The sequence below is a fragment of the Rhodanobacter spathiphylli B39 genome (genome assembly GCF_000264295.1).
GTDB classification, from domain to species: domain Bacteria; phylum Pseudomonadota; class Gammaproteobacteria; order Xanthomonadales; family Rhodanobacteraceae; genus Rhodanobacter; species Rhodanobacter spathiphylli.
This window is the reverse complement of the sequence record NZ_AJXT01000187.1, coordinates 1-322: the sequence shown is the minus strand read 5'-3', so window position 1 is coordinate 322 and position 322 is coordinate 1. Positions and strand designations below refer to the sequence as shown.

1 protein-coding gene is annotated in these 322 nt (G+C 30.7%); it reads right to left on the bottom strand.

Going from position 1 to position 322, the window contains the following annotated elements; translation table 11 throughout:
• Positions 1 to 322: hypothetical protein (locus UU7_RS18800; protein ID WP_202946833.1), on the bottom strand; the 322-nt coding region annotated here is incomplete at both ends.

Below are 322 nucleotides of genomic sequence, written 5' to 3'. Positions count from 1 at the left end.
TGTATGTAATGAAATAATGCAAGATGTAAATTCGTTTCCTTTTTCTTTTTCTATGGCAGTACCCCAGCCGTTAAATACTATTGCATCAATTGTATTGGCATAATCAGCTTCAAATACCTCGTGAATTGTTCTAAGTGTTACTTGAAAAATAATATTTTCATAAAAACTATCAAATTCTTTCTTTTTCATCTCAACAGGCTTAATGGTTTTTGAAGATTGAACAAATTTGTATTCAATAACTTTGGGAACTTGTTCTGGATTCGGTAAGTTATACGATACAATGAGAGTTTTTGTTTTGTCGTCGTATTGAATCTCGTAATCC